The following is a 22,200-nucleotide window of genomic DNA, read 5'->3' as shown; positions in this document are numbered from 1 at the left end:
TTTTGAAATAATTATTCGGCTAATTGATAAATAGCTGATAGGTTTCTTCCAAATCCATCATAATCTAAGCCATAACCAACTACAAATTTATTTGGGATGCTAAAACAGCAATACTGAATGGGCACTTCATATGTGGTTGCTTCAGGTTTATGCAATAAAACAGCTATTGCCACCGATGCAGGTTGTTGGTTATGTATTTGTGGTAAAAAACTGTGCAAGGTTTTACCGGTATCAATAATGTCTTCAATTACAATTACATGCCTATTGGTTAGTGAAACATCTAAACCAATGGAGGTAATTACATTACCAGTTGATTTGGTGCCTTTGTATGAAGCCAACTTAATAAAACAAATTTCAGCTTCAATGGGTAATGCCTTAAATACATCAGAAGCAAACATGAATGCTCCGTTTAAGATGCAAAGAAATAACGGCTTTTTATTTTGATAATCAGCAGCTAATTGGTTGGCTAATTCTTGAACTTTGTTTTGAATGGTTGAAGCATCCAAAAAAGGAACGAAATGTTTGTCTAGTACTTGAATTGTTTGGCTCATGTGCTGCAAATATTTTAACGCGATGTTGTGCTATATTTTTCTGCAGCAATAGTAGTATATTTTGGTGTAGTAGGAGCGGGGAAACGCAAATAAATTTTTTCACCCGGCAATGGTTGCATTGTTTTTTCCAACTTATTATATTGTAATATATTTTCTAAGCGAACCCCTTCTACTTGACAAATTGTATATAAATTTTCATTTGATTTTACTGTATGAAAATCTTTGCTACCTTTTTTCAACTTCTTTTCTAGAAAAATGAGCTGGTTTTTTTGCAGAATATCTTCATTTTCTAAATCATTGTATTCTAATAAACGACTAAGGTTGATTTGGTATTGGTTAGCTATTGAAAGAAGGGCAGTGCCTTTTGTTGCGTAAATTACTTTTAAATGATTGATAGTAAAGATGCCCTCAGGATAGGATGTATTTTCTGAATCAGTTGTTTCAATTGCTGGTTGCTTTTGCGATTCATTTACCTTCACTAATGATTGATTATTGTTGCTTTCTGAGGTATTCTCAATGGTTTCGTTGTTGGGTGAGGCTGTATTTATAGTATTGTTTTCTTTTTCAACCACCGAAGCTTGAACAATATTCTGTTGTTGCTTTTCCTTGTTTAAGGCTATTTCGGTATAATCATTCAGGTTATATCTCTGAATTAACTCAATTAAACGTTGCGCATAATCTTTTTCAGTTGCATACCCTGCTTTTTTTAATCCAAAAGCCCAACCTTCATAATCAGTAGGGTTAAGTTGAAATAAACTTTGATAGTAAGGCCTGTTTTTTAAGAAGTTAGAGTGATCTTGGAAGGATGCAGCTGCATTAGGGTAGCTTCTAAAGCATTCATGTTTTAGGTCATCATCATGAAATACCCTATCGCCTGTCCAGTCGTTTTTACATTTAATACCAAAATGATTGTTTGATTTTTTGCACAAATCACTTTGTCCGCAAGAAGATTCTAAGATGCCTTGCGCCAGGGTAATAGAGGCCGGAACACCGGTTCGAATCATTTCCTGTATAGCAATGTCTTTATACTCGTTAATGTAAGCAATTGTTTTGTCTGTTTGGGCCATAGCAGTTTGCAATCCCATGAAAAAGAAGAATAAGAAACCAAACAATTTCATTGTTATAATTTTTGAATCAACAATAATCCATCACGAACAGTTAGTAATACTTGATGCGTTTTTGCATCATTAGCTACCCACTCATTAAATGCATGAATAGCTTTTGCATTTTTACCTTTTAATGGTTGTTCTACTACCTGTGCATGAAACAGCACATTATCAGCAATAATTACACCATTTTTTTTAACCTTGGGTAAAACCAACTCATAATATTGTGTATAGCTGGTTTTATCGGCATCTATGAATACTAAATCCCATTCGTAAGGTAAACTTGGAATAATGTCTAAAGCATTTCCGATGTGCAAATGTATCTGTTTTGCCCATTTGCTGTTGCTAAAATTTTGTTGAGCTGTTTTAGCATCTTCTTCCCTTAATTCAATAGTGTGTAGTTGTCCGTCATCTTTTAAACCACTGGCCAAACAAAGCGCACTATAACCGGTAAAAGTTCCAATTTCTAAAACGTAAGTAGGTTGAATGATATTACTTAAAAAACTTAAAAACTGACCCTGAACTTTACTACTCATCATATGCGCATGGGGATGTAACCGGTTGGTAGCATCAAAAACGGGCTGAAGCCAATCAGGTTGCGCTGTAGTGAACTTTTCAGCATATTGTTCAATAGCGTTATTGACTATTTCCATTTTTGATGATGTTGGTTTTATTAAAATTCGCAATTAACCATAAACCAAAGTAAGTTAAAATACCATTCAATAGCAATAATTCAATGCCAATATGAAAACCATTGGTAATTGCAGGAATCCATTTTTCTATAAAGAAACTTAGAATGGGCGCAACAATACAAACAAAAGTAATGGCATAGGTTTCTGGAACAGTCTTCTTACTAAAAATACCAAATGAAAATAAACCTAATAATGGGCCATAAGTGTAACCGGCTAAATCGAGTATGATGTTAATGATGGATTTACTATTGATGATTTTAAAAACAAAAATGCAGATTAAAAAAATGATTGCTAAGGCAAGGTGTACCCGTTGCCTTATTCTTTTTTGTTGTTGTTCAGTTAGGTTTTTCCTTCTTATGCCCAAAATATCTATACAAAATGACGAAGTTAGTGCAGTTAAGGCCCCATCAGCACTTGGAAATAGTGCAGAAATGAGTCCAATAATAAATATCATGCTTACAGCTTTAGGCAAATAACTAAGTGCAATGGAAGGGAATAAATCATCGCCAGAAAATTTTAATTGGCTTTGTGCCGCAAATAGGTATAATAACCCCCCCAATAACAAGAATAAAAAGTTTACAATTACAATGATAAAACTGAAAGTAACCATGTTGGTTTGTGCACCTTTTAAAGTTTTTACACTAATGTTTTTTTGCATCATTTCCTGATCTAAGCCCGTCATAGCAATGGTAATAAAAGCACCACCAATAATTTGTTTTAAAAAGAAGCCCTTGCTGTTTACATCTGTATTAAAAAAATGGGTGTAATTATTTTTATTTAATGCAGCAATCGTTCCACTGAAAGAAAGTTGTAAATGGTGCATAATATAAATAATGCAAACAACCAGCCCAATTAACATGAAACTGGTTTGTAAAGTATCGGTAAAAACAATTGTTTTTACACCGCCTTCAAAAGTGTACAACAAAATCATTAAAAGTATTATTGTGCTGGTTAACCAAAAGGGAATGCCTAAAGCATCTAAAATAAAAATTTGTAATACGTTAATTACTAAATATAAACGGGCTGTAGCGCCAACTGTTCGGGAAATGATGAAAAATAAAGCACCTGTTTTATAGGCAATGAATCCAAAACGGTTTTGCAAGTAATTGTAAATAGAAGTTAAGTTAAGCTTGTAATATAGTGGCATTAAAACAAACGCAACTACGAAATAACCCAACAAATAGCCAATTACAACCTGCATGTAGTAAAAGCCGTTGCTACTAACTGTTCCGGGTACGCTAACAAAAGTTACACCGCTTAATGAGGTGCCAATCATGCCAAATGCTACCAACATCCAATTACTGTTGCGATTGCCAATAAAAAATGAGTCATTGGTGCTATTTTTACCTGTGTACCAAGCTACAATTAACAGTATTGCAAAGTAGGCTAACACGAAGCTTAATAATATGAAAGGCGACATAAGCGGTTTAATTATAGTATAAAGTACAGTTTTAAATTAAATAACAGGTTTTTGCCAATAAAAGCAGAAAGCCCTTTAATATTGTGCTTAAATTTTTTTAAAGATGCAATATAAAAATATAGCGGTGTTTTGCGGAAGTAAAAATGGGAATAATTCCATTTTTGCTGAACATGCACAACAATTAGGTCATTTATTAGCTGAACATAATTTGGGATTGGTTTATGGGGGTGGAAATGTAGGGTTAATGGGTGCTATAGCCAATGCAGTATTAGAAAAGGGTGGGAAAGTTACTGGTGTTATTCCTAAAATTTTGGTAGAACAAGAGCGTCAGCACATGCAACTAACGGAATTAAAGGTGGTAGAAGATATGCACACCCGAAAAAAAATGATGTATGAATTCTGCGATGCAGCTATTGTTTTACCCGGTGGTAATGGTACCATGGATGAATTATTTGAAATGCTAACGTGGAACAATTTGCGTATACATAATAAAAAAATTATCCTGCTGAACTCAGCAGGATATTATCATGCGTTAATTGCACACTTACAAAATATGCAACACTTTGGCTTTTTGTACGAAAACTGGGATAGTAGCTTACACTATTTTGCTACTCCTTCAGAAATTATTGCTTTTTTGGATGCAGATAAAAGTTAAACCCTGCACGTATAATGGGTAATGCAGTGCTTGTAACTCCGTTATAACTGCGATAAGGCGAGTAAGGGCTATTCAAAACATCCACCATAATAAGTGTGTAAAAAGTGCTTTGCCCAATAATGCGTTGCGCATAGCCTACACCGGTTAAAAAGCTGGCAGCATTAGTACTGAAACTAGTTGCTTGGCTATTGGTCATGTTTAAATAATTATACTTAATCCAGTTTTCTTCAAATTGGCCTTGTATAAATAGTTGTTTGATAGGGAAAATACGAACGAAAGGCCCACCTCCATAGTTAAAACTACGTTGACGAATATCATTATTGTAATAAGGATCTGCTTTAATAGATTGATAATTGAGGTTTAATGAAACACCGGCATCTAACCACTCATTAAATGAATACCCAATTTCAGGGGTACCGCCAATATTAAAACTATAAGTTCCAAAGCCTAAGGAAAGTCCACCCCCAATAAACATATTTTGTTTTTGAAAACCGGTTGCATCGGGGTTGTAAGTACTATTACTATAAGGTGAATTGGAGTAGGTGGGTGGAACTTGTTTTTGTTGTGCATATATGGAATTACCATATAAAAATGCAGTGGCAGTCACTGAAATAACTAGAAAAAATTTCTTCATGTGTTTAATTTTAATACAACGAAAACGGAACAATTTAAATTGAATATACAAACCTAAGCGGTTATTGCATATCAAAAATTTTTCCGGCATTTAAAATATTGTTAGGATCGAATGCTTTTTTAATAGAGCGCATAATTTGCAAATTCGCTTCCTGCATTACCAAAGGCATGTATTTTTTTTGAATAAGTCCAATACCATGTTCGCCGCTAATGGTGCCACCCAATTTTTTTACCAATTTAAACAGTTCTCCCAACGCTTGTTGCATGTGTGGAGCATCATAACTGGTGGTTGTTCTCGGGTCTTTTATACGTATGTGTAAATTCCCATCACCGGCATGTCCATAACAAACTGCTTCAAACCCATGTTGCCGAGCTAAATCTTTTACACCTTTAATTAGTTCGGGCAAATAAGCTCGTGGTACTACAGTATCTTCCTCAATGGTATAGCCGGCTAATTTTACTGCTTCTGCTACTCTGCGGCGCAATTTCCAAAGTTCATTTTTTTGTGCTTCATCTTCAGCAAAATATAAATCACCGACTTCAAAATTTTCTAATAAACCTGCAATAGATTCCATTTCTTGCATCATCAAATCTTTATTGTTACCGTCTAATTCAATTATTAAGTGTGCAGCAGTGTTTTCATGAATAGGAATTGCATGGCTGTCGAGCATGTTACTTACAATTTTAAGTGCATCAATTTCTACCAATTCTAATGCACTGGGTGTATAACCGGCTCTAAAAATAGCACTCACAGCTTCACTGGCTTTTTGCAGATTATTAAATGAAGCCAACATGAGTACATCAAACTTAGGTAATGGAATTAGTTTCAAAGTAATTTTAGTAACAATACCTAAAGTGCCTTCACTACCAACAATTAATTGAGTTAGATTGTAACCTGTTGAATTTTTTAATACGTTGGCTCCTGTTTCAATAATGGTTCCATTGGGAAGTACTACTTCTAAATTCAGTACATAATCTTTTACTACCCCATATTTTACTGCTTTTGGGCCGCCACTATTTTCTGAAATATTTCCCCCAATAAAACAACTTCCTTTACTGCTGGGGTCAGGTGGATAAAAAAGACCTTTTTCTTTCACTGTATTTTGAAGCACTTCGGTAATAACACCGGGTTCAGTTATTACCTGTAAATTTTTTTCATCTATAGCAATAATTTTATTAAACTTTTCCATGCTTAATACAACACCCCCTTTGTGGGGAATAGCGCCTCCACTTAAGCCGGTGCCAGCTCCTCGAGGTGTTACCGGAATTAGTTTTTGATGGCAAATAGCCATAATTTCAGCTATTTGTTTTGCAGAATTGGGCTTTAATACCAATTCGGGCGTGCATTGAATGGTTTCTGTTTCATCATGCCCATATTGAAATATTTCATCCTTCTGTGTAAGTACATTTTCTTTTCCAACAATTTGTTCAAAACTTTCAATTAATTCTTTGTTCAACATAAAATAACAGTAAAAGTTGATGGTTGCTAAATGTAAAATCAAATAACCAATTTTTTGTTTTACTTCTAAAATAATTTTGGTTTGGTTAAAATAGTATGCAAAAATGCAAAAAATTAGCGGTTAAATAATTTCAAAACTATTTAATGAATAATAGCATAAATTATTGGTTTCGCAATTTTTTTATTAAATATTTGATTTAAAATATGGGATTGTGATAAAATTTGAAAAATATTGAAAGTGTATGGGATACACTATGTTTGTTTAACTAAAGAAGGCGAGTATATCTTTGCAAACTAACAAATGATAGTTTGTATGATTGCTACACTTATTCAACCACAACAAGTTAGTGAACACTTGCATTCACTTGGTTTTTCAAAAAATTTGGATGTACAATACCAGCTTTCACCTGAAATTTTAACGGAGCAGACGTTGGTTAGTGGGGAAGGTGTTTTAAATGATACGGGGGCATTATGTGTAAATACCGGGAAATTTACCGGAAGAAGCCCACAAGATAAATTCATTGTAAAAGATGCCATAACTGAACACACTATTGATTGGAATAATTTCAATATACCTTTTGAAGCAGCGAAATTTAACGCTTTAAAACAAGATTTAATTCAATATTTTAATTCAAAAGGTAAGCTTTGGGTTCGCGATGCCTATGCCTGCGCTCACAACGATTACCGCATTGGTGTAAGGGTAATTAATGAAAATTCGTGGAGCAATTTGTTTGCTTACAACATGTTTATTAGACCTACCGAACAGGACTTGACCAATTTTGAACCTGAATGGTTAATTATTCAAGCGCCAAGTTTTTTAGCAAATCCTGAAAAACATGGTACACGTCAAGCGAATTTTGCTATCATTTCTTTTACCGATAAAACTATCATTATCGGGGGAACTGCTTATACCGGCGAAATGAAGAAAGGTATTTTTACGGTATTGAATTTTTTAATGCCACAGCAGCATAATGTATTAAGTATGCATTGTAGTGCTAATGTTGGAGAAAACAACGATGTGGCTTTATTTTTTGGTTTAAGTGGTACAGGTAAAACTACTTTAAGTGCCGATGCCTGCAGAAAATTAATTGGTGATGATGAGCATGGGTGGAATGATACCGGTGTTTTTAATTTTGAAGGTGGATGTTATGCTAAATGTATAGATTTAGATGAAAAGAAAGAACCGGAAATTTACCATGCTATTAGGCCTGGTGCATTGGTTGAGAATGTAGTTTTTTATCCTAATACTAAGGCTATCAATTTTTCAGACAAATCCATTACAGAAAATACTAGAGTAAGTTATCCTTTGCATTTTATTAGTAATGCACTTATTCCTTCAGTAGCAGGAATCCCTCAGAATATTTTCTTTTTAACATGTGATGCATATGGTGTTTTACCTCCCATTAGTAAATTAACTACTGAGCAGGCTATGTACCAGTTTATTAGTGGATATACTGCGAAAGTGGCCGGCACCGAAGAAGGTGTAACTGAGCCGAAGGCCACTTTTAGTGCTTGTTTTGGTGCGCCATTTATGCCCTTACACCCCGGAAAATATGCTGCTTTGCTTGGCGAAAAAATAAAAAAACACCAAGTACAGGTTTGGATGGTAAATACCGGATGGACAGGCGGTCCTTATGGAATTGGCAAACGTATTAGTTTAGCCTATACACGTGCCATGGTTTGTGCTGCATTAAATGGTAAATTAGCTGAAGTTGAATTTGAAAAACATAGTACATTTGGTATGCTAATTCCTAAAAATTGTCCTGGTGTTCCAGTAAATATTTTACATCCGCGTTATACTTGGAGTGATAGAATAGCATACGATAAAGCTGCATTAGAATTAGCAAATTTATTCAATAAAAATTTTGAGAAGTATAAACAAGGTGTTTCTGCTGATATTTTAATGGCCGCACCTAAAACCACTGCATGAGAAAATTAACATTATGCCTCTTCGATTGCTCTGACAAATGAAAAAATCCCGCGTAATAGCGGGATTTTGTTTTAGGTATTGTTGTAAATAGGAATTAAAATAATCCAAATAAAGTAGCGTCAATTTTGCTAATAATTTCGCCAAAGTGTTCACTGTTATAAGCGAATTTGTTTTTATCACAATCAACAACTAAAATGGGGCCCTCTTTATAATTATCGGCAAACAGTTGGTAATAATCATTTAATTTTTTTAAGTAGTCTAATCTTATGTTGTCTTCATATTCGCGACCGCGTTTCTGAATTTGAGCTACTAATGTAGGAACAGATGCCTTTAAATAAATGAGTAGGTCCGGAGGTTGAATCATACTTTTTAAGGTTTGAAAAAAAGTATAATAATTCTCGAAGTCACGTTTAGGCATTAAACCCATATCATGCAGGTTGGGGGCAAAAATGGTAGCATCTTCATAAATGGTTCTGTCTTGAATAACTGTTTCCGTTCCCCTTTGAATTTCCAACAGTTGGTTCAAACGTTTATTCAAAAAATAAATTTGAAGATTAAAGCTCCATCGTGGCATATCTTCATAAAAGTCCATTAAGTATGGATTATGTTCTACATCTTCAAATTGCGGAATCCATTTGTAATGTTTACTCAACATTTCAGTAAGGGTTGTTTTTCCTGCGCCAATATTACCTGCAATAGCAATATGTTTTGGTTTTTTTATCTTGGCCATTTATATTAAAATGTTTTAATTTAAAAATTTCCTTACCTAAGTGAATTTAAACAATAATGATAAATTAGAGCAATATAGGATTAATATATCATTCTTATTGCTTTTCTAACTTCTTGTAAAGTAGCATTTGCACTCGCTCTGGCTTTATCAGCTCCCTGTTTAATTATTTTGTGAATTAGTTCTTTATCATTTTGTATATCAGAAGCTTTTTCCCTTATAGGCTTTATAAAAGCTACCATATCTTCAGCTAGCTGTTTCTTAAAATCGCCATATCGAATAGAACATTGGTTGTACTGTTCATCAAATCTATAATAAACTTCTTCAGTACTGGCAATTTTCATTAGCGTGAATAAATTTTCAATATAATCGGGTTTTATTGAATTAGGAGTAGTTGGGCCACTGTCGGTTTTGGCTTTCATAATTTTTTTTCGAATTGCATCGTCATCATCTGCTAAATACAAAGTAGCCATTTGGTTTTCACTTTTACTCATTTTGCCGTTTCCATCAAGACTCATAATTTTTATAAGGTTTTCACCGAAATTAAAGGCTTGAGGTTCAGGGAAAATGTGACCGTATCTAAAATTAAATCTTTCTGCAAAATTGCGTGCCATTTCAAGATGTTGCTCCTGATCCTTCCCCACCGGCACTTTCACTGCACGATGAATTAATATATCGGCTGCCATTAAAACCGGATAGGTGAGTAAACCTGCGTTTATATTATCTGGTTGAGTTTTCGCTTTTTCTTTAAAGGTGGTTGTTTTTTCCAATTCACCTTTATAAGCTAACATGTTTAAGTACAAATATAATTCTGCAATTTCAGGCACATCACTTTGAACATACAAAGCAACTTTTTCAGGGTCCAGTCCTGAAGCTACATTCTCAGCTATTACTCTGTAAACACTTTCTTGCAATGCTTTGGTATCGGGGTGTGTAGTAAGGCTATGCCAATTCGCAACAAAAAAATAGCAATTATAATCTTCCTGCATCTTAACGTAATTACGCATAGCACCAAAATAATTACCCAAGTGCAAATAACCGGTAGGCCTAATTCCGCTTAATACTGTTTCTTTATTCATGGGGGCGAAGATAGTAGATGTAAACAATTACCGTACCACAAAAACTACTTTTTTGTATGGATTATGTATAAAAATTTATTGGTGTTGTGATAAAAAAAGCCACAACGATACAACTATGCCGCTAATAATTAAAATACCGAAACTAATAGCAATTTTAAGTCTTATTGCTTTGCTGCTTAATGTAATAGCATATGCCATTTTTAAAATATTATTACTAATAATCGCATTTAATACAGATAAAACTATTACACCAGTTACTAATGCCATTTTGCTTTGAAACAAGTTTAAAATAAATGGATCAATATCAGTAACACCAACTACCAATGCCAAAATATTCAAACCTGTATTTCCGAATGTTTTAAATACATATTGTGTTATAATGGTAAACAATACAAATAAACCTGCAAAGATTAGTGCAGTTTTGAATTCCAAAGGATTATTGTGACTTTTAATTATTGTAGTACCTTTTGGTATAGTTTGTTTTTTAGTAGAAAGCATTAAAAAAAATATAATTAGTCCACATACAATAACAAAAAAAATAAAGAAGGGTAGAAGTGCCTGGGCAATTGCTGCGTTAAATATGTATGCTATTATAATAAGTCGTACATACATCATTAAAGTAGCTATTAACATACCCGGTAATACAAGCATATCAGAGGGGTTTTCTTTATTTTTTTCTGCTAAAATAACAGTAGTTGCGGTACTACTATATAGGCCCCCTAAAATGGCTGTTACTATAATGCCAGCATTTGGGAACAGGAATTTTTTTATTAAATAGCTTGCATATGAAATGGTAGAAATTACTACAACCGCCAACCAAATTTGATAAGGTGAAATAGGAATTTCTGTTGAAATAGCTTTGTTGGGTAACAGCGGAAGAATTACACCCACTAAAAGCATAAATTTTGCTAATATAATAAATTCATCTTCATCTAATAATTTTGAAACGGCGAATAAACTTTGTTTTGCTTCTGTTATTAATAAAATTAGAATTACAATGCTAAATGGAAGCCACAATGGTTGTGTATAAACAAGTGGGGCCAATGCATAAGTAACCAAAGCAATTAATATGGTTGTAAGTCCATATTTTTTCTCTAAGGAAATTTTTTGAAAATAATAAATGGATAACAAGAATGTAATACAACACGCGCCTATAATAAATACGTATAGTTGCTGAGGGTTGATAATATAAAAAATATAACCTGCAATGCCTAACAAGGTAAATGTTCTGTCGGTGCCAAATAAATTTTCAAAGGGTTCGTTTATGTGATGTCTTCTTTGTTCTAAACCAATTAACAATGCAAACACGACTACCAAAATAAAATTTAGCAAATTTGTGGGTATGTATTGTGACAATGTGTGAAACATGAAAATGTATATTGAAAATATTGGGTAATGAAAGTTAATAAAAATTTAAGTATAATTCACTTTTGTTCTAAGATTATATAATAAAATACCCCGCAAATAGCGGGGTAAGATGTATGCAATTGTTTATTTATTAATAAATTTTTTATTTAAATTATGTTTTTGGTAGGTATAAAAGAGGGAATATACTTTGGAATGGCTCTTTTTTTACTAGCCTGTTCAAATGCATAGGCAATAGATAATAATTGAGGTTCAGAATAAGCAGTACCCATAAAAGAAAGTCCAACAGGTAAATGTAGGTAAGCACCCATTGGTACTGTTATGTGTGGATATCCTGCCATTGCTGCGGGTGGACAAAAATAAAATCCGGTATCATAATCTCCATTAATTAAATCAATGCAGCAAGCAGGTCCAATACTGGTTCCGGCAATAGCATCTAAGTTTTGCACATGCATTAAGTTATCGATAATAGCACGTGCTGATGTTGATTTGGCTAATGCTTCTTTATAAGCTGAATCCTGTAAACTACCCCTTTCTTCACTCAATTCTAAAAGCTCTTGTTTAAAATAAGGCATAACGGTACTGGCATTGGCATTATTAAAAGCTATTAACTCTTTTAAAGAGTGCACTTTTCCTTTGGCAGTTGCCAGGTATTTATTGATGCCATCTTTAAATTCATATTGTAAAACAATATTTTCCGCCCTACCTAGTGGATTGGTTTCTTTTAGCAGATTCACTTCTACAATAGTAGCACCTTGTTGTTTTAAAATTTCAATGGCATTTTTGTACAAGGCAACAACTGCCTCATGTCCATGTAAGAAAGATTGTTCTATGCCAATTCGTTTTCCTTTTAAAGCATTGGCATCTAAAAATTGAGTATAATTATCAGGTATTTTACCTTTACTAGTTAAAGTCACAGGGTCGGCTTCGTCAATGCCTGTCATAGCACCCAATAAAATGGCTGCATCTTTTACAGTTCTGGCCATGGGGCCTGCTGTATCCTGCGTAGCAGAAATGGGTATAATACCACTTCTACTAAGTAAACCTACAGTTGGCTTAATACCAACAATGCCATTAAATGAAGAAGGGGCAATTACAGAACCATCTGTTTCGGTGCCTACTGCCACTGCACAAAGATTAGCAGAAACAGCTGCACCTGACCCTGAACTTGAACCACAAGGGCCTCTATCTAGCATATTAGGATTTTTGGTTTGTCCGCCACGGCTACTCCATCCACTGGTTGAACGGGTAGAACGCCAATTAGCCCATTCACTTAAATTCGTTTTTCCCAAAATAACGGCCCCCGCCTTGCGTAATTGTGCAACTATATGGGCATCATTGGCCGCGTAATTACCTACTAAAGCCAATGAACCTGCTGTGGTCATCATTTTATCGCCGGTATTAATATTGTCCTTTATCAGTATTGGTATGCCATGCATGGGGCCTCTTACTTTTCCTGCTTTACGCTCTTTATCTAAATTTTCGGCAATACTTAACGCATCTGGATTTAATTCAATTACAGCATTTATTGAGGGGCCATTTTTATCAATATCATTAATCCTTTGTAAATAAATTTTAACCAATTGTGCTGAGGTTAATTTTCCATCTTGCATGGCTTTTTGTAATGCTTCAATGGAAGTTTCTTCAATTGGGAAGGAATCATTTACCGTATTCTTTTCTGAAAATGTAAGTGATTGTTTGGCAATGGGTGTTAAAGAAAGACCGGCCAATGAGCCGTTTTTAATAAAATTTCTTCTATCCATAAAAAAGGTTTTGTGCATTTAGTATTAAAAATAGTGCAATTTCACAATAACTATGCTAACAGTTTTGAATGCCCGTTGTTACACAGTAAATTTGTTTCTTGTGTTGAATTAATTGTATAAAAAAAGTGCAAACAATAAACATATTACAAACACCTATTGAATATTTAAAAGGCGTTGGCCCTATTAAGGCCGATTTATTGAAAAAAGAATTAGGCATATTTGTATATGAAGATTTGCTCAATCATTTTCCTTATCGCCATATTGATAAAACCGTTATTACACCTATTTCCTCTTTAAACTATCAAATGGAATATGTTCAGGTAATAGGTAAGATTATTGATATTGATGTGTTAGGTGATAAAAGAACCAAGCGATTGATTGCGGAGCTTGCGGACAATTCTGGTGCCACCATTGAATTAACTTGGTTTCAAGGTATTAATTGGATACAAAAAAACATTCATGCCGGCAATACATATTTAGTATTTGGACGATTAAATTTTTTTAATGGGAAACCTCAAATTATACACCCGGAAATAGAAGTTGTCAATCAATTAAATGTATCGCCTAAAAATTATTTAGAGCCTGTTTACCCTACCACAGAAAAACTAAAAGCCCGTGGTTTAAGTGGCAGACAATTGGGAATATTAACCCAACAGTTGCTATCAATTATTAAGTCAGAACATATTGTTGAAAATATTCCACTTTCGCTGCTACAACAATTAAAGTTGCTAACTCGTTATGAAGCATATTGTGCCATTCATTTTCCTGAAACTTTGGTTCAATATGAAACAGCTTTGCGTCGTTTAAAATTTGAAGAGTTATTTATTGCACAGGTTCGGTTAAACTTAATAAAGTTAAGAAGACATAAGGCCAGCCGGGGTGTTGTGTTTTCAAAAGTTGGTGAATATTTTAATACTTTTTATAACGAATACTTACCCTTTCAATTAACCAATGCACAAAAAAAGGTAATTAGAGAAATAAGAAAAGATACTGCTCAAGGCCATCAAATGAATCGGCTTTTGCAGGGTGATGTTGGAAGTGGAAAAACAATGGTTGCACTGTTAGCCATGCTTTTAGCCGCCGATAATGGTTTTCAAAGCTGCATGATGGCACCCACCGAAATATTGGCACAACAACATTTTGAAAGTATTAGTGTATTATTAAAAAATATGCCTGTTGAAATTGCTTTACTTACCGGAAGTACCAAAACTGCTGAACGCAAAAGAATTTTAAAAGGATTGCAAGAAGATACCATTCATTTTATTGTTGGCACCCATGCCATTATTGAAGATGCCGTACAATTTAAAAATTTAGGTTTAGCTATTATTGATGAGCAGCATCGTTTTGGCGTTGAACAAAGAGCTCGACTTTGGAAAAAAGCAACGGTGCCACCACATATTTTGGTAATGACTGCTACCCCCATTCCACGCACCTTGGCTATGACTGCTTATGGCGATTTAGATTATAGTATTATGGATGAATTACCACCGGGGCGTAAACCAGTTATTACCCTTTACAGAAATGAAATGGAAAGAGCTGGTGTAATGGATTTTGTGAAGAAGGAAATTGATAAAGGAAGGCAAGCTTATTTTATATATCCATTGATTGAAGAAAGCGAAAAATTGAGCTATGAAGACCTAATGCAAGGATATGAACAAGTAAAAAGTTTTTTTCCTGAACCTAATTATAAAATAAGCATGGTACATGGTAAACAACCTCCTGACCAAAAAGAACTAAATATGCAACGATTTGTGAACCATGATACCCAAATTATGGTTAGTACCACTGTAATTGAAGTTGGGGTTAATGTGCCTAATGCCACTGTTATGGTTATTGAAAGCTCAGAGAAATTTGGTTTGTCACAGTTACACCAATTAAGAGGGAGGGTAGGACGAGGCAGTGAGCAAAGTTTTTGCATCCTTTTAACAGGAAGCAAAACAAGCGCTGAAGCGAAAGAACGTATCAAAATAATGTGTGAAACGAATAATGGATTTGTGATTGCAGAGAAGGATTTAGAACTAAGAGGACCCGGTGAAATTGAAGGAACTCGACAAAGTGGGGCCTTGAATTTTAAACTAGCCAGTATTGTTAACGATAAACAGATGTTAGAAGTGGCTCGCAAAGCTGCAGAAACTTTAGTTGAAGAAGATATTGAATTGACATTGCCGGAAAACCACAATTTGAAATGGTATTTACAACAATCAAAATCAAAAACAGGTTGGGGCAAAATTTCATAAAATCTTTTGCTAAATCGCTCTGTTTACCTAACAAAACAGCAAATATTTTGTAACTTACTAGGCATATGCTTGCGGAAATTTTTCGGTGGTAAAAAAAATTTTATTGTATGATGAGATTTCGCTTTTTATTGCTTATTACATTCATCGTTTTATTACTGCCAACCGTTCGTTCGCAGGCTAATCTTCAGTTTGTAGAAAACAAAGGCCAATGGAATAGTGATATGGCTTTTAGAGGTAATTTGCCTATTGGATCCATTGCTATTCAAAAGGATGGTGGGTTTAGAATGTTACTTTATAATCCAACAGATTATGCTGCTTTATCACCCCATCAACAATTTTCTAAACCACAGGCAAAATATGTTCAACAAATTAATGCTAGTGGGCAAACGTCTACTGTTGTGGCACCTCTAATGGAAGCCGGAAATAACGCCAGTAAAGTAATGCACGGTCACATTTATCAAGTTAAATTTTTAAACGCAAATCCTAATCCGCAAATCATCCCCGACAAACCTTTAGCAACTACTAACAATTATTTAATTGGGAATGACCCAAAAAAATGGGGCCAAAACTGTAAGGTATACCAAGCTGTAACCTGCAAAAATATTTATCCCAATATAGATGTTCGGTATTATACTACAAATGGTGCATTGAAGTACGATATCATTGTCAATCCCGGCGGTAATGTAAATAACATTGCTTTGTATTACGAAGGCGTTGATGCATTAAAACAAAGGAACGGCGAATTAATTATACAAACCTCGGCGCAAAATGTAAAAGAAGCGAAGCCCTATAGTTATGCAGTAAATCTTTACGGTAAAACAATTATTCCATGTAATTATATAATTAAAGGGAATATTGTTCGGTTTACTGCTGAAAAAACGGATCCCTCTTCAACTTTAGTCATTGACCCTCAATTTGTATTTTCAAGCTTTTCAGGCAGCACTGCCGAAAATTGGGGCTACACAGCTACTTATGATAATTCGGGTAATTTTTATGCCGGTGGAATTGTTTTTGGAGATCTTAACAAATCTTTCCCCGTAAGTAATGGGGCATTTCAAATTACTTTTCAAGGTGGCGTAAGAGAAGGTGAATTAACTGCGTACGATGTGGCTTTAATGAAATTTGATGCTACGGGAAGGAATAGGATTTATGCCACTTATTTGGGCGGAAATGGAAATGAGCAGCCACATAGTTTAATAACAGATAATGCAGGTAATTTAATTATAGCCGGAAGAACAAGTTCTTCAAATTTTCCGGTAACCAACAAAGTAGGACCGGGTGGTGGATTCGATATTTTTATAACCAAATTGAATGCCAACGGTACCGGCATTGTAGGTTCATTGGTAATTGGCGGAACAGGTGATGATGGGGTAAATATTCGTGGAAAATACACAGGTGCACCAGGCTACCAATCTACCCGCTTGAATTATGGTGATGATGCCCGTAGCGAGGTAATTATTGATGGAGCAGGAAATATTTATTTAGCAGGATGTACACAATCAACCAATTTCCCTATTACCGGAAATGCATTCCAAAAAAACAATGGAGGGGTAAATGGTTTAGGCTTTTTTCAAGATGCTGTAGTTATAAAAGCTACATCCGATTTAAGTAATGTGTTGTTTAGTTCTTATTTAGGTGGCAATGATAACGATGCCGCCTTTGTGTTATCTATTAATCCACTTACCAATAACATATATGTTGCAGGGGGAACAGCCAGCACAAATTTTCCCGGAACCGGTGGTAATGTAAAATTTCCTACCTATCAAGGGGGAATTTGTGATGGTTTTGTTTCAATTATTTCTAACGATGGCTCACAATTAATTAGCAGTAGTTATTTTGGAACCAGTGGCGCTGATATGTTGTTTGGCGTACAATTTGACAAATTAGGTTTCCCTTATATTATGGGTACTACCAACGGTACATGGCAGGTAGTTAACTCTCCATTTAACCAGACACAAGGGCAAACTGATGGTAAGCAGTTTATATGCAAGTTAAAGCCCGATTTGTCTGATTTTATTTACTCAGCAACATTTGGTGCACCCGGTAGTGCTCAACCTAACATTTCGCCAACTGCTTTTTTAGTAGACCGTTGTGAAAATGTATACGTTTCCGGTTGGGGTGGTGGAATTGATATTGGGGATGGGTATTTAAATAGTGGCGTTAGAAATATGTCAACACCTAACTATTTACAAAATACTACCGATGGGGCCGATTTTTATTTCTTTGTATTAGAAAAAAACGCACAAAGCCAATTATTTGGCAGCTATTTTGGTCAGAATGGTGCTTTGGGCGATCATGTGGATGGAGGTACCAGTCGATTCGATAAAAATGGTATTATTTATCAAACCATTTGTTCTTGCAAAGAAGGATCTCCTCCTGCCAATCCACCATTAACCGGGAGCCCACCTTATGTTTTCAGTACTACTAATAACGGACCCGACTGTAATATGATGGCATTGAAAATTGCATTCAACTTGGCTGGTATATCATCGGGCATTCAAGCAGCTGCTAATGGTATTGTTCGCGATACTACAGGTTGTGTGCCTTTGTTGGTTGATTTTGCCGACACCGTTGCACAAGGCAAAACATATACTTGGAATTTTAATGATGGCTCAGCACAAATTACAACTACACAACCTAAAACATCACACACATTTCAAAATGTTGGATTTTATAAAGTAATGTTGGTGTCTACCGATCCCAATAGTTGCAATGTTGATGATACCTCATATGTTACCATTAGGGTTAGAAATGATGCTGCTGTGTTGGGTTTAAATGCTGACAAAGTAGGTGGCTGTCAGTCATTAACTTTTCAATTCAATAATACGTCTACTGCTCCTGCTAACAAACCTTTTAATGGCCAATCCTTTAAACTAAATTTTGGAGATGGAACTTCGGTTATTACAGGTAATCAGGTACAAACACATACATATCCCGCAGAAGGAATTTACAATGTTAGTTTAGTTTTACACGACACAAGCTATTGCAATTATAATGATAGTGTTGTTTTGCAAATTCGTATTGCTGCAAATGTAAAAGCTGCTTTTGAAACACCTCCTATTGGTTGTGTACCATACACTGCCATATTTAATAATACCAGCACCGGAGGTACACAGTTTAATTGGAGTTTTGGTGATGGAACTACCTCAACTGATATTAATCCCACGCACCAATATAATGACACCGGTAGTTATACTGTTAAATTGGTTGCTTATGACCCAAATACCTGTAACCAATATGATTCAATTACGCAAGTAATACAAATGAAAATTAAATCCATTGCTAATTTTAGTGTAGCACCACAACCTCCTATAACCAATACCCCTATTCAATTTACTAACTTGTCACAACCTGCCAGTTCTTATAAATGGTTGTTTGGTGATGGGGACTCAACTATTACTTATAGCATATCCACCCCCGTTAGTCATATTTATGATTCTACTAAAACCTATACTGCCTGCTTACAAACAACGAATGAATCAGGTTGTATTGATGAAAAATGTTTACCTGTAAATGCATTAATTTCACCATTGTTCGATGTGCCTAAAGCATTTTCACCCAATGGTGATGGAATTAATGATAAAATCTATGTACAAGGGTACGGTATTACTAAAATGAAATGGAATATTTACAACCGTTGGGGTAAGTTGGTATATCAAGGTTTTACAAAATCAGGCGGATGGGATGGAACTTATAATGGTGTATTACAACCGCAAGATGTATATCATTATGTTTTGTTAATTGAAACCTCTGATGGGAAAAAATTTACGAAAACTGGCGACATTACACTTTTAAGATAATATGATGAAGCGTAGCGTTTATATTAGAAAAATTGCCCTATTACAAATGTTTATTTTGCTAACATCTGGGGGGTATTTAATGGCGCAGGACCTTCATTTTTCCCAATATTTTAATGCCCCGTTATTGGTGAACCCTGCCAATACCGGCTTTAATCCTGAGTCTGATTATCGTTTAGGCATTAATTACAGAAACCAATGGGCTAATATTGGTAGTCCCTATAAAACTATGAGTATGTGGGGCGATGCTCAACTATTCAATAATCGATTTGAAAATGGATGGGTAGGGGTAGGCGGTATGTTGTTTACTGATGCCGCAGGTGATGGTTCTTTAACTGCAACAAAAGGTTATGCATCTATTGCCTACCACCAAGTTTTAGGTTATGATGGTTTATTAAGTTTAGGTTTTGGAGTTGGGGGTGTAAATAAAAGAGTTGATGCTAGTAAACTTACATTTAATGACCAGTGGAACGGACAATTTTTTGATATCAATATCCCATCAAATGAGCCCTTTTATTATACTTCAGTTTATTACATGGATTTGAGTGCAGGCATTAATTATGCATACTTTGCTACTGATCACATTTATATTAATGCTGGCGCAAGTATTCAACACTTTAATCGGCCTAAAGAAAGTTTCTTTGCACCTTCTATTAGCAATAATACAGTTGAACCCCGCTACAACTTCTTTTTAAATTCAAATATTAAAATTCAAAACTTGTGGATACTAAATCCTAACATGTATTTTAGTAAAATGGGTAATGCCACGGAAACAGTTGTTGGTATGAATGCTAATCGTAATTTAAGTGGAGATGGGATTAGCCAGCTTATTTTGGGCTTATATTATCGAGTAGGCGATGCAGCCATTCCTATGATAGGATATCAGGTAAATAATATAAAACTGACCTTTAACTATGATGCTACAACTTCATCTTTATCTGGGTATAATGGTTCCCAAGGTGCATTTGAATTGTCGTTGGTTAAAACGGGTATTTATGGTGGCAATGATAATACCAAGAAATTGAAGTGTCCTAAAGCAGTACGTTTCTAATTAAAACAGGGTTTGTATACCATGCGTTGTTTTAAACTCGTATTGTAATAACCATTTTTTGCGCCACAAACCACCCGAGTAACCGGTTAAACTCTTGTCACTTCCAATAACACGGTGACAAGGAACAATAATTGCAATTTTATTTTTACCATTTGTAGTTGCAGCAGCACGAATGCATTTCGGATCGCCCATTTGTTTGGCTAAGTCAAGATAGCTGATTGTTTTTCCATAAGGTATGCTTAATAACTCGTTCCAAACTTTTTCTTGAAAAGGCGTTCCTTCCTGATGGATGGGTAAATCAAAGGTCTTTCTTCTCCCCTGAAAATATTCAATTAACTCTTCTGTGCATTGGTGCAATAAATCACTAACACCGGGTATACCGTGTTCTATTTGCTGGCTGTTATCAATAAAACTAATCTCTGTAACATATTGCTCTGTTCCTCCAATTTTAATTAAACCAATTGGGCTTTCATAATATGTATAATAATTTTCGTTCATTCCTATGCTACTAGCGTAGATTAAGTAAAATTAAGGAATGAAAGCTAAGCTTTAAAATTGTATTGAATAATTTGAAATGATGCCGTAAATATTTTTTTAGTTACCAACTTACATGCATTATTTTTTAAATGAAATAGTGCAGCCTTAACTATCCAACAAATTGCATAAAGCTAATAATTCAGCTTGTTTGTATTGGTTTGATGGTAATGTAAAACATTTAGCTACTTCTTGAAGCAATACTTGTATAATTTGCTGATTACTCATTGGTTTGAAATAGGATGCAACAGGAGGAACCGAAATTTTTTTAAAATAGTTTTCAATATCGGCATGTGAATAAGCTTGGCCGGTTAAACTATCTACATAAAAATGAATTTTTTCTTGCGGATGGCCTTTATAAGAATTTACATCATAATCTGAATGAAAGAAAGCAATGACCATTTGCCGAGGAATATTGATGATTTTTGCATTAATTTCTAATTGTGTGCACAATACTTGATAAATAATGCTGTTTGTAATTGTATTGCCTTTTTTTGATTCAATTACTTTATGTAAAAAAAAATCATCGGGGTGGTTATAACTTATTTCAATGCCCTTTAAATTATAATAATTATAAATAATGCTTGATAATACGTTGGCCTGTTCCAGTGGCGTTAAATAACTATTTAGTTCAAGCCAAACGTTTCTTCTTATCTTTTCAATGTCCTGTAACACAGGGGTGGTATGTAAATCGGGGTATTGAAATTTGGCCACTAGTAATGCACCTAATAATAAGTCGTGAAAGGGATTTTTATTCCATTCAATAAAATCGTTGGTTAAATCATTGTAATGCAAACGATGAATGAGCATTTCAATTTTTTCTTGTACTTCCGCATTTGGGGTATTTTCCCATAAGTTTTCCAGATTTGGAATAATTCCCTTTCCAAAAGAAACAATTTTTTCCGCAATGGTTTGATAAACCTCATCATCGGGATCATCAATTAATGAGAACAACGCATTTATTTCTTTTGTTTGTTGCATAGCCAAATAAGTAGAGTAGTTGATGGGTTAATTATTCAATTTGACTACCAAACTAAGCGCTTTTTTTCTTTTTTTAAAGTATAAGTTATTTACAGTTGTGGAAATGTTTTTTATTCACTTACACAATGATTTTGTAATTGTAGCGTTTAGACTTGTTTTTTTCAATTAGTTACAGGAATACATATTAAAAATATGCGGATTAAAAAAATGAGGAGTTAGA

General features: G+C 34.6%; 17 protein-coding genes. 5 read left to right on the top strand and 12 right to left on the bottom strand.

All coding sequences use genetic code 11. The features are described 5' to 3' along the window. Positions 1-11: 11 nt before the first annotated feature. From hpt to ACP5P5_RS05315, 4 genes are read right to left on the bottom strand one after another with little or no spacing between them, the layout of a single operon-like run. Complete coding sequence (gene hpt / locus ACP5P5_RS05330; RefSeq protein WP_428285071.1) at positions 12-551, bottom strand: hypoxanthine phosphoribosyltransferase; 540 nt, start codon at positions 549-551, stop codon at positions 12-14. A gap of 14 nt (positions 552-565) precedes the next feature. Next, entirely contained in the window at positions 566-1,669 is a 1,104-nt protein-coding gene (locus ACP5P5_RS05325) for a glycoside hydrolase family 73 protein (protein WP_428285070.1), read from the bottom strand. Between the two features lie 2 nt (positions 1,670-1,671). Then, the gene (locus ACP5P5_RS05320; RefSeq protein WP_428285069.1) at positions 1,672-2,310 is read right to left on the bottom strand and encodes an O-methyltransferase; all 639 of its coding nucleotides are present in this window, start codon (positions 2,308-2,310) and stop codon (positions 1,672-1,674) included. Continuing rightward, on the bottom strand, positions 2,294-3,769 hold the full coding sequence (locus tag ACP5P5_RS05315) for a sodium:solute symporter (RefSeq protein ID WP_428285068.1): 1,476 nt from the start codon (positions 3,767-3,769) through the stop codon (positions 2,294-2,296). Before ACP5P5_RS05315 ends, ACP5P5_RS05320 begins: the two co-directional genes overlap by 17 nt. A gap of 103 nt (positions 3,770-3,872) precedes the next feature. Here ACP5P5_RS05315 and ACP5P5_RS05310 point away from each other — a divergent pair, with 103 nt between their 5' ends. Then, on the top strand, positions 3,873-4,424 hold the full coding sequence (locus tag ACP5P5_RS05310) for a TIGR00730 family Rossman fold protein (RefSeq protein WP_428285067.1): 552 nt from the start codon (positions 3,873-3,875) through the stop codon (positions 4,422-4,424). Here ACP5P5_RS05310 and ACP5P5_RS05305 read toward each other — a convergent pair. Continuing rightward, positions 4,393-5,058 carry a hypothetical protein gene (locus ACP5P5_RS05305; RefSeq protein ID WP_428285066.1) on the bottom strand — a complete coding sequence of 222 codons (666 nt, stop codon included), beginning with the start codon at positions 5,056-5,058 and terminating at the stop codon, positions 4,393-4,395. The two genes, ACP5P5_RS05310 and ACP5P5_RS05305, sit on opposite strands and share 32 nt — an antisense overlap. A gap of 61 nt (positions 5,059-5,119) precedes the next feature. Continuing rightward, positions 5,120-6,559 carry an FAD-binding oxidoreductase gene (locus ACP5P5_RS05300; RefSeq protein ID WP_428285065.1) on the bottom strand — a complete coding sequence of 480 codons (1,440 nt, stop codon included), beginning with the start codon at positions 6,557-6,559 and terminating at the stop codon, positions 5,120-5,122. 270 nt (positions 6,560-6,829) lie between these two features. Between ACP5P5_RS05300 and pckA the strand changes: the two genes are divergently transcribed. After that, positions 6,830-8,446, top strand: a complete 1,617-nt coding sequence (gene pckA, locus ACP5P5_RS05295; protein ID WP_428285064.1) for a phosphoenolpyruvate carboxykinase (ATP) — start codon at positions 6,830-6,832, stop codon at positions 8,444-8,446. A 94-nt stretch (positions 8,447-8,540) separates the two neighbouring features. Here pckA and ACP5P5_RS05290 read toward each other — a convergent pair whose 3' ends face one another. From ACP5P5_RS05290 to ACP5P5_RS05275, 4 genes are all read right to left on the bottom strand, one after another. Beyond that, positions 8,541-9,176: a deoxynucleoside kinase gene (locus tag ACP5P5_RS05290; protein WP_428285063.1), complete on the bottom strand. Its 636-nt coding sequence runs from the start codon at positions 9,174-9,176 to the stop codon at positions 8,541-8,543. Positions 9,177-9,256: 80 nt separating this feature from the next. Continuing rightward, a complete protein-coding gene (gene trpS, locus ACP5P5_RS05285; protein WP_428285062.1) occupies positions 9,257-10,252 on the bottom strand; it encodes a tryptophan--tRNA ligase in 996 nt (331 codons plus the stop codon). A 75-nt stretch (positions 10,253-10,327) separates the two neighbouring features. Continuing rightward, on the bottom strand, positions 10,328-11,620 hold the full coding sequence (locus tag ACP5P5_RS05280; RefSeq protein ID WP_428285061.1) for an MgtC/SapB family protein: 1,293 nt from the start codon (positions 11,618-11,620) through the stop codon (positions 10,328-10,330). Between the two features lie 146 nt (positions 11,621-11,766). Beyond that, on the bottom strand, positions 11,767-13,380 hold the full coding sequence (locus tag ACP5P5_RS05275) for an amidase (RefSeq protein WP_428285060.1): 1,614 nt from the start codon (positions 13,378-13,380) through the stop codon (positions 11,767-11,769). A gap of 125 nt (positions 13,381-13,505) precedes the next feature. On the opposite strand from ACP5P5_RS05275, the gene recG reads away from it, so the two are divergent. From recG to ACP5P5_RS05260, 3 genes are all read left to right on the top strand, one after another. After that, entirely contained in the window at positions 13,506-15,617 is a 2,112-nt protein-coding gene (gene recG / locus ACP5P5_RS05270; RefSeq protein ID WP_428285059.1) for an ATP-dependent DNA helicase RecG, read from the top strand. 107 nt (positions 15,618-15,724) lie between these two features. After that, positions 15,725-19,417: a PKD domain-containing protein gene (locus tag ACP5P5_RS05265; protein ID WP_428285058.1), complete on the top strand. Its 3,693-nt coding sequence runs from the start codon at positions 15,725-15,727 to the stop codon at positions 19,415-19,417. Between the two features lies 1 nt (position 19,418). Continuing rightward, positions 19,419-20,465, top strand: coding sequence for a PorP/SprF family type IX secretion system membrane protein (locus tag ACP5P5_RS05260; RefSeq protein ID WP_428285057.1), 1,047 nt, complete (start codon positions 19,419-19,421; stop codon positions 20,463-20,465). Here ACP5P5_RS05260 and ACP5P5_RS05255 read toward each other — a convergent pair whose 3' ends face one another. After that, positions 20,466-20,963, bottom strand: a complete 498-nt coding sequence (locus tag ACP5P5_RS05255; protein WP_428285056.1) for a methylated-DNA--[protein]-cysteine S-methyltransferase — start codon at positions 20,961-20,963, stop codon at positions 20,466-20,468. Positions 20,964-21,107: 144 nt separating this feature from the next. Continuing rightward, positions 21,108-21,980: a transglutaminase family protein gene (locus ACP5P5_RS05250; RefSeq protein WP_428285055.1), complete on the bottom strand. Its 873-nt coding sequence runs from the start codon at positions 21,978-21,980 to the stop codon at positions 21,108-21,110. Positions 21,981-22,200: the final 220 nt, after the last annotated feature.

It is taken from the genome of Hydrotalea sp. (assembly GCF_049968455.1).
GTDB lineage: Bacteria > Bacteroidota > Bacteroidia > Chitinophagales > Chitinophagaceae > Hydrotalea.
This window is presented reverse-complemented; position numbering and strand designations above follow the sequence as displayed.